This window comes from Enterobacter sp. 04-C-12-SI-ECC, from assembly GCF_047530715.1.
In the GTDB taxonomy this organism is placed as follows: Bacteria; Pseudomonadota; Gammaproteobacteria; order Enterobacterales; family Enterobacteriaceae; genus Enterobacter; species Enterobacter bugandensis.
The window spans coordinates 1-7,855 of record NZ_JBLKDI010000040.1 but is presented as its reverse complement, the minus strand read 5'-3'; the positions used below and the strand labels follow the sequence as shown (position 1 = coordinate 7,855).

Sequence of the window (7,855 nt, the reverse complement as noted above, 5' to 3'; positions counted from 1 at the left end):
AGTCGGTGGAGTTCCTTATGACTCATCGTAACAGTCTCTTTGATCATGAAAAATCCCCCAGAGAATTGTCTGGGGACATTTTAGAATGGTTCAAAGGGGACATTACAGCTTGGTGTTAACAGTCCCCGGCACTTACAAATACGGCCTCAGAATTACCTTGCCCCCAGAATGCCAGCTTGTACCCGACGCCCCAGACAAAGAAGATAATCCCGGCACTCAGAACGCCGTATTTAATTACGCAGAGCAGGACTTTATCGAACCAGCCTGGCGTATCACGCCATGTGATAACCATCGCTATCAGACTGCATATGAACAGGCCAGCATAATAGCCTGTCGTGCCTTCCCATTCTGGCGCAGCATGCCTGACGATTAAAAAGAACAGCGCGTACAGTAATATAACGAGCAACCAGTACCTCATAGTCCTGCTTTCCTTTTGTATGGCCATCTGTTCAGTCAGACAGCATTGTATCTGATTCATCGGGCAGACTTGCCATTGAAATACGCCGGACGCGCTGCCAGTTCCCGCTCGATTAACTCATCGGCAAACAAAGGGGCAACACGATTAATCCGTGCCTGCATGTTGCGCCTTCTCACCGCTGCTTTCCGTTCATCGCTCCAGCGCTGGATCTGTTTCTGACCGAGAAAATCCACGCATACAGCGTAACCTGAGCCAGCTACCCAGCGTGACATTACCTCTTCAGGTGCCGCCTGCCCTGCCTCCACGACAACTGAAACCAGCTCCAGTGGACCAGGGCAGGGCATGTGTGGCAATTTCCAGCGCAGGGAATAGCGCCACTTCATACACCGCTCCGATCAGCCAGCTTATTTGGCACCTGCCAGCGTTCAGCGACACGAACATGCTCAGGTGTTTCCCGGACAATAAACGGGATTTCATACATCACTGCATACAGCGGCTCACCGCTGATGCGAAGCCAGTCAAGTTCCTTCAGCGACGCGAACCGCGACTGCCAGCGCCAGAACGGTGCAGCAAGCTCTGCCGCGTCAAACTCGTCGCTCCACCGGGTGTACCAGGTGCAGACGGTTTCCGGTGACTGAAAATTCAGGTCGATTTTCGCCTGCTCCAGCAGGTTCTGGCGCAGTTTCCAGCGCTGTTCGTACTCACGGGACTGGCGGCGAAGCTGACGCGTGGTCTTAATGCCGGACCTGTGCAGCCGTCGCCCCGTGCGGGTGTGCATGACTTCAGGGAATAGCTCGGCCTGCACGTCAATCGTGAGCGGCAGCGGGCAGGCTTCGCCACAGGTGGCAATCATCGTGTTAAGCGCTTCCTCGACCTGTTTCAGGTTCGAATGACGGTTATTTGGCACCCAGTGCAGGCCAGGTATTTTATTGGCCACCGTGGCGTTGAGGCGTCCGCTGCCCGTGAGCAAGCGCAGAAAGATACGCACATACGGCATGGCGGGCAGTCGTGCGCCGCGTTCGCGGGCAGACTCAACATGGCTGATAGCCTGAATTGCAGCCTGACGGGCAGGCTTCAGGGAAACGAGCGCGTGTGAGGACGGGATCATGCTGTCACCCCCACGCTCATCAGGTTCACCACAGTGCTGGCTGTGCAGTTAAAGCGGCGCATACCTGCCAGCTGCGCGATAAGCTGGTTTATCCGGTCAGGCTGGAGCGTGTCGCTCTGGTAAAGGGTACGCACCACTTCACCGCCGGAGGAGAGCAGCACCAGAAGCCAGTAAGGCGAGACTTCGCCGGGGCTGCACACGCACAGATGCCAGTCATCGCTGCCTTCCGCGCTGAAGCGGCACTGGACGGGGAAGAAGCCACCGAACTCGGTGCGGAACTCGGCACAGACGCACCATCCTTCAGGTGTCGACAGAAGGCCGGTCACGGCATCGCTGAGGGCGCGGCGCGCGTCCTCGCCCTGCTGACGGATAAACTCCAGGTCTGTGGCGGTCAGGGTGTTGATTCGGTTCAGGTCATATTGCATGGTCATGTCTTTTTCCGCCGCCCGAAGGCGGCGGCCTCCGGTATTAAGCAGCGTGGTCAGTGGTATCAGCGTCGGATTCAGTGGCTTCTTCAGCCTCAGCGGCTGGCGCAGGGCGCACCATCCAGTCAGGCAGCCAGCCCTGAGCATTCAGATCCTGTTCGGCGGCCTTTGCCGCATCGCGGCGCTTGAGCTTCACAATCTCTCCGGCGCGGGCACTCAGTCCGGCTTCTTCGTAGGCCTTGCCGATCTGGGCGATGGTAAGCTTGCCGAAGTAGCTCTCTGCCCCCGGTTGCCACCACTTGCGCAGGTCAAAGTCCAGCGCCGCTTCCAGCGCGTCCAGTTCACTGGTGTCCGTGCGGTTATACAGGCGTTCCTGAATGCCGTTGATACCGTGCACTGCACAGAATCCCAGCAGTGTGTTCACCTGCTCGGCTGACCATGACAGCAGCCAGGTGAAATCGAGATGCCAGTTTTCGGGCAGCGTTGCCTGAAGCGCTTTTTTCTGTGCAATGAGCGCCGTCAGCGCCTTCCCTTCTTCACCGGATGGAGCCAGTGATGCAAGGTGATACTGATTCGAGGTCACATAGGCTTTCAGCGGTTCGCTGCGCTTGCCGTGGGTGCGGTCAAAGAGCGCAAGACACAGCGTCCACGTCAGGAGCGCCACCGATACATCAGGTCGACCCGCCAGTTCCGCCTGAACGGCAAGAGTGCGCTCCGCCGACATGGCCTTAACCAGCGTTGCCGGATAGGCGTCAGCGGGAATGTCAGGCGTGGTGTATCTGATAACGTTCTTTTCACGTTCCTGACGCGCCTGTTCTTCTTCTGCCCGGTCTTCGTCGGTCAGCTTGCGGATACCAGGCTGAACCTGAAAATTGCTACCGTCCCATGACACCCAGATTCCGTGCGCGGCGCGAAATTCCGGCGTGGCTTCGCGATACTCTGCCTCGCAGTAAATGTCATCGATCTGCTGCTGAAGCTCGTATTCGTCATCGCAGGTTTCAGTGGCGTCCCTTTGTTCTTCCAGCTCGCTGACGCGCTTCTGTTCTTCTTCCGTCAGGACAGCTTTCGGCATGGCAAAACGGTAAAGTTCACCGTCCTCACCACTGAAGCTTAGTTCCGTCATACGATACTCAGCCCAGCCCCAGCCCTGCTCCTGCTTAACGCGGGCGGCGAGCACGGTGAGCTTGCCAGCCAGCAGAGATTTCACCAGCGCCGCATCGGCAAAGGTGCTGTCCTTGTCGCTGAACAGGTCTGCGGTCAGCGTACCGCCAGCGGCGGTATAGGCTTCCTCGCCCACATACTCAAACATCGGGTGACTGATGGCCATCTTGTCGTCGGTCACCATTTTGCGCAGGGTCTGTACGGCAGGATCGCGCCACTGTACAACAGCCTCTTTCCAGACCTGCTCCTGACGCTCATGGGTATCAGCAAGTGTCAGGACTTCACACTGTTCAAGGGAGATTTCATCCCGCGCCAGCGCATCCAGCAGGGACGAGGCAAGATTCGCCAGCTTCAGGCAGCGCTGAACGTGGCGCGGGTGATAGCCCATCAGTGCGCCGATCTGAGAAGCCGTTTTACCTTCCTGCTGAAGGGTACGAAAACCGATAATCTGCTCGGCGGGATGCATGTTTTTACGTCGACCGTTCTCGATCATCGAGGCCGCCACAGCCATCTCCACGGGCAGGACTTTCACCGGAACAAACGGCGTGTCTGCATCGAGCACACCGCGCATCACCAGAATGCCTGTGCCTCTGCGGCGACCTTCCCCGCCGACAATGCCGATCGTACCGTCCGGCAGTTCTGCACCGATCAGGTTTTGCAGGATGCCCATTGCCTGAATGCTGTCTGCCATCTCTTCCACTTCCTGATCGGTATGCGGAATGATGCGCGTGTTTAAGCCAGTGTGTGACAGGCGGGAGTACGGGAAGATTTGTACGGGCGTATCAGCAAGCAGCTGGACGAGCTTCTGCTCGGTAGACTGCGCGATTTTTTCCGTAGATTTAGTCTGACGGGTGGTCTTGGCTGGTTTTTTTGCCGTAGTATTGGTGGCGACCATGATTTTTACCTCTCAGTGATAGTTGTGGTTAGCCGTGGCCGGAGTGCGATCCGGTCACGGCACTCGGTTAACCGGTAATGCGTTTCGGGTGTGCTGCCAGTGCTCCAAAGGACGGATAGCCATCAAGAAGCTGCATCATGACTTTTGCCCCTTCCAGCATCGCTTTATCCGTTACGCTGCCGCTGTTTTCACACACGTTGATCGTTGCCACGATCCCCGATTTCACATCTGAAAAACGCTCATACATGCGGTTGCTGAACAGGACTCGTTTGCCTCCTGCCATCACCTGCCAGTTGTTGCAGTCATTAAATCGGGTGTCCACGTTGTCAAACTCGACCACGTGGGTGTCGCTGGCCTGAATGCGCAGCAGCTTCACGATTTCGGTGCTCTGCCCGACCTTACGGGTCGCCGGACGGGTGTTAAGGTTCTGCATGTTTCCTCCTTCTCTGGGTTAAGGCCGGACATCCGGCCTCCGGTTAAAGCTGCACGTATTGCAGATTGCGTTTCAGTTCAAAAAGAAAATCCGGTTCAAACGACCAGGCGCGCCAGTTAAGCGTTCCGTTGGTGCGGATCTCCACCTGCACGTCGCCGTATCGGGATACGTCGGACAAGGTGACGGTGACCCCCGCCTTCAGCGAAGTGGCCTGAGCCACCCACTCCCGTGCGACAGAAACAGGGTTTTGTTCTTCCCCCATCTTCCTGGAAGATTCTTGAGCGGCGGTTTTGACGTTGACGTTTCGTGTGTGCATCCTGGTTTTCTCCTGTGGTGATGGTTGTCCATCTCCCTGGTGAGTTCTCTCGCGGCAAGGGCCGAGTAGCTACGGCCGGGCGGCAGGAGAAGGGCGGAGACAAAAGTTTTTGCGTCCCGCAAAAACTTTTGGCGGAGTGCATTTCACCCTTCGGATGACGACCAGACGGTGCTACGAATAGCCCTCCGCGTGAGGACGCACGGGGGATGGCTTCACCGGGGGAACAGGATGCACACACCCGACACGGCGGAACGGCGTGGCGCCATTAAAGCGACGGCATCAGCCGGCGCGGTGAAGGCGTTCCGGACGGCACGGCCGGAGAAGCCGCAGCCTTTGACCTTAGCCATCAGACCCTAGCGTCAGCCCGAAACCCGAAGGGGTTCGGCGGAGCCCGGCGGGTGCGCAGCAGCCGCCCTGGCGGAGTGGGGCTCGACGACCGGGCAGCAACGCTGGCCGGGAGCCGAAGGGGGCCATCGCCCTGCCCTGTTTTCGGGTTATGGCCATAACGGAGCTGCAGCGGAGAAAGATAACCAGCAGGACGCCGGTTATGATCGCAGGTAAGGAGAGAAGCACTGCAACGGGGAAAGGCAGGAGCGCCGGAGGCGCTTTCGCCCTCCCCGTTTCCCCGAAGGGGAAGCATTTTTTTGCGGTTGCCCCGATGATATGCACCGGGGCAAGGATTTCCGATCAGATCGGTTCTTCGCTGTCACCTCCGTTTTCCTGCTCATAGTGCATCATGGCCATATTCAGCAGGGCATTAAATCCCTCAATGCCAGCCCCGTCCGGCTCGCACTGTTCGCACAGGTGCAGCAGATTGGCCAGAAAATCCGTGATAACAGTTTGCACGCTTTCGCTTTCCCTGTTCAGCCCGGTTTTACGGGCAAATTTCCAGAGCACATCTGCAGCCAGCGCGGCGTGATCATCGTTGCTGCGGATTTTTAGCGGTTCAGGCTGACCGTTAAGGCGTTCTGCCATCGTCTCCAGCACGGTCGCCGGAACAGCGTTCAGTGTGTTGCTTGTCATTTTCTCTCTCCCTGCGGCAGGTTAGCCCTGCCGCTCTGTCAGTCAGGCGGCCACGGTGGCCAGAAAGTTTTTCATTGCATCCAGACGACTGCGAAATACCAGACGTCCCTGCCAGTCATTGAAGTAATAAACGGGGGTGTAACGCACGAGGTTTGCTTTCAGGGTCAGCGTATTACCGGTCACGACTTTCGCGGGTATACCCAGCAGTGCCAGCTGGATAAAGGCCATATCTGCCACCATTGGATCGATGTCAGTGCAGGTGGCATACAGCTGTTCTGAAGGGTTATATCCCGCTTCAGCCAGCCAGTATGCAAAGGCAATGACCATTCCGGCGCTACCACAGGCTGGCTCATCGAGCGTTATCCACCCCTCACGCTTTATCGTCTCCTGAGCGCCGGGCATGAGTAGTCCGGCCATCAGGCGGGAGATGCAGGACGGGGAGAAATACTGCCCCATTTCGTCCGCGCCCAGCTCCTGCTCCATATACAGAGCGCCGAGGAAATCATGAATTTCACCCGCCAGCCCCTCCACCAACAGGCAGAACAGCTGCTTCATGGCGTCCAGATCGTCCGGCTGATACCGTTCGCAGATGCGACGGCTGTTTTCGATGTTCTCCGGCGAGCGAATACGGGCCATATCCAGCTCGCTGGCTGCCAGGGTGATGAAGTCGCGGAACACTTCGGAACGGCGCATATTTTTCGCCGTCTGACGGAAGACACTAGCGAACTCTTTACGCGCCTCAGCTGGCGACAGCATCCGGGCAGGCGCAGAACCCTGCGGCTGCGGATCAATCTGGTCTGCCAGGAACAGGGATTCAAAACTCAGTTGTGACATGGTTTCTCCTTACCGGCCGCCCGCGGGCCGCCGTCTCCTGTTATGCCAGTCCAAGCGCCGGGTAGACGCTGACAGCCAGACCACAGTCAGCATCGGCGGCGTAGCCCGTTTCGGCATTTACCACGGACAGGAACGGCTGCCACTGTGAGAAGCGCAGCGCGGGTACGCGTGCGCGTTTTCCGGCGCGGAGGGCATTTACAAATGCCTTCGCCTGTGCGACAGTTTGCGGGTCAAATTTCACGATCAATCTCCTTACTTTGGTTGTGATTGCCGTATCTCGTTTTGGTAGGCCAGATACGGCGTTGAGAAAGCAGGGGCAACCCTGCTTTTTTAATGCGCGGAATTCAGCGGCGCATCGAGACAGAAACGGGCGATCACGTCGCCAATCAGCTCCCGGTGATGGCGGGTGTGCAGGTCATGGCACTCAAAGAAACGCGCGCCGTACCGTACAAAAATCGCGGTCACGTCCCCGCCCGTAAACTCCATCGACTTGAACGACTCCCCGCCAAAACCTCGGCACCAGTCCACAGGCGGCAGCGTTTCCATCTGGTCGATGTACCGGGCCTCGGTGATTTCAACCCAGGGACGGCGATAGCCGTCATTCTGCTTTTCCTGTACCAGAGTCGCGGGGATCAACTCCGCATCCGGATAGAGGCGGCGCAGGGATTCCAGCGTTATCGCTTCACGCTGAGTCACCCACTGCCCTTCCAGCTTTGTTGCCCGGTCATAAACGGCGTTATGTGACGGAACGAAAAAGGCCATTGGTGCAGCGGCCGGGGTGTTAACGTTCATCTTCATGCTCCTGTCTGATGAGATTCCGTGCGGCGGCTGCCGCACGGGGTGAGCCGGATTTAAATGTCGATACCTGCGCGCTCGATCAGGCGCACAAACTGTTTGAAGTGGTCAGCTTCAGCCACATGGATATGGCGGAACTGTTTATCGACGCCGCTGCTGAGGGCGTAGAAATAGGTGCAGCGCATTGTTTCGGGGCAACGTCTGCGCAGTTTCTTCAGCTCAGCAAGGCTGCTGAACTCCAGAACGTCCGATTCCTCCTCAGAGTTTTTTTTCGTCTCAGCGACGAGGATCGTGTACGACACGGTTTTTCCCCCCATCTTTCTGGAAGATTCTTGAGCGGCGGTTTTGACGTTGACGTTTCGTGTGTGCATCCTGGTTTTCTCCTGTGGTGATGGTTGTCCATCTCCCTGGTGAGTTCTCTCGCGGCAAAGGGCAAAGGAGCAACGG

12 protein-coding genes are annotated in these 7,855 nt (G+C 57.6%); all 12 read right to left on the bottom strand.

Translation table 11 applies throughout. The annotated features are described in order from the left end of the window. Positions 1 to 115 precede the first annotated feature (115 nt). Entirely contained in the window at positions 116 to 418 is a 303-nt protein-coding gene (locus ACMWL8_RS24895; RefSeq protein WP_033488165.1) for a hypothetical protein, read from the bottom strand. Between the two features lie 56 nt (positions 419 to 474). Continuing rightward, positions 475 to 801 carry a hypothetical protein gene (locus ACMWL8_RS24890; RefSeq protein ID WP_033488164.1) on the bottom strand — a complete coding sequence of 109 codons (327 nt, stop codon included), beginning with the start codon at positions 799 to 801 and terminating at the stop codon, positions 475 to 477. Then, positions 798 to 1,526 carry a plasmid SOS inhibition protein A gene (locus tag ACMWL8_RS24885; RefSeq protein WP_033488163.1) on the bottom strand — a complete coding sequence of 243 codons (729 nt, stop codon included), beginning with the start codon at positions 1,524 to 1,526 and terminating at the stop codon, positions 798 to 800. The genes ACMWL8_RS24890 and ACMWL8_RS24885 overlap by 4 nt, the downstream gene beginning before the upstream one ends. Further along, complete coding sequence (gene psiB / locus ACMWL8_RS24880; protein ID WP_033488162.1) at positions 1,523 to 1,957, bottom strand: conjugation system SOS inhibitor PsiB; 435 nt, start codon at positions 1,955 to 1,957, stop codon at positions 1,523 to 1,525. Before psiB ends, ACMWL8_RS24885 begins: the two co-directional genes overlap by 4 nt. Positions 1,958 to 1,994: 37 nt before the next feature. Further along, a complete protein-coding gene (locus ACMWL8_RS24875; RefSeq protein WP_033488161.1) occupies positions 1,995 to 4,007 on the bottom strand; it encodes a ParB/RepB/Spo0J family partition protein in 2,013 nt (670 codons plus the stop codon). A 67-nt stretch (positions 4,008 to 4,074) separates the two neighbouring features. Further along, positions 4,075 to 4,440 carry a hypothetical protein gene (locus ACMWL8_RS24870; protein WP_015572064.1) on the bottom strand — a complete coding sequence of 122 codons (366 nt, stop codon included), beginning with the start codon at positions 4,438 to 4,440 and terminating at the stop codon, positions 4,075 to 4,077. 43 nt (positions 4,441 to 4,483) lie between these two features. Then, complete coding sequence (locus ACMWL8_RS24865; RefSeq protein WP_023337954.1) at positions 4,484 to 4,756, bottom strand: hypothetical protein; 273 nt, start codon at positions 4,754 to 4,756, stop codon at positions 4,484 to 4,486. Between the two features lie 687 nt (positions 4,757 to 5,443). Next, positions 5,444 to 5,779 carry a hypothetical protein gene (locus ACMWL8_RS24860; protein WP_023345479.1) on the bottom strand — a complete coding sequence of 112 codons (336 nt, stop codon included), beginning with the start codon at positions 5,777 to 5,779 and terminating at the stop codon, positions 5,444 to 5,446. A gap of 42 nt (positions 5,780 to 5,821) precedes the next feature. Beyond that, a complete protein-coding gene (locus ACMWL8_RS24855) occupies positions 5,822 to 6,613 on the bottom strand; it encodes an N-6 DNA methylase (RefSeq protein WP_032663722.1) in 792 nt (263 codons plus the stop codon). 40 nt (positions 6,614 to 6,653) lie between these two features. Then, positions 6,654 to 6,854, bottom strand: a complete 201-nt coding sequence (locus ACMWL8_RS24850; protein WP_031494497.1) for a hypothetical protein — start codon at positions 6,852 to 6,854, stop codon at positions 6,654 to 6,656. An 89-nt stretch (positions 6,855 to 6,943) separates the two neighbouring features. Then, positions 6,944 to 7,405: a DUF1419 domain-containing protein gene (locus tag ACMWL8_RS24845; protein WP_048974901.1), complete on the bottom strand. Its 462-nt coding sequence runs from the start codon at positions 7,403 to 7,405 to the stop codon at positions 6,944 to 6,946. 59 nt (positions 7,406 to 7,464) lie between these two features. Next, on the bottom strand, positions 7,465 to 7,779 hold the full coding sequence (locus tag ACMWL8_RS24840) for a hypothetical protein (protein WP_023338051.1): 315 nt from the start codon (positions 7,777 to 7,779) through the stop codon (positions 7,465 to 7,467). Positions 7,780 to 7,855 lie beyond the last annotated feature (76 nt).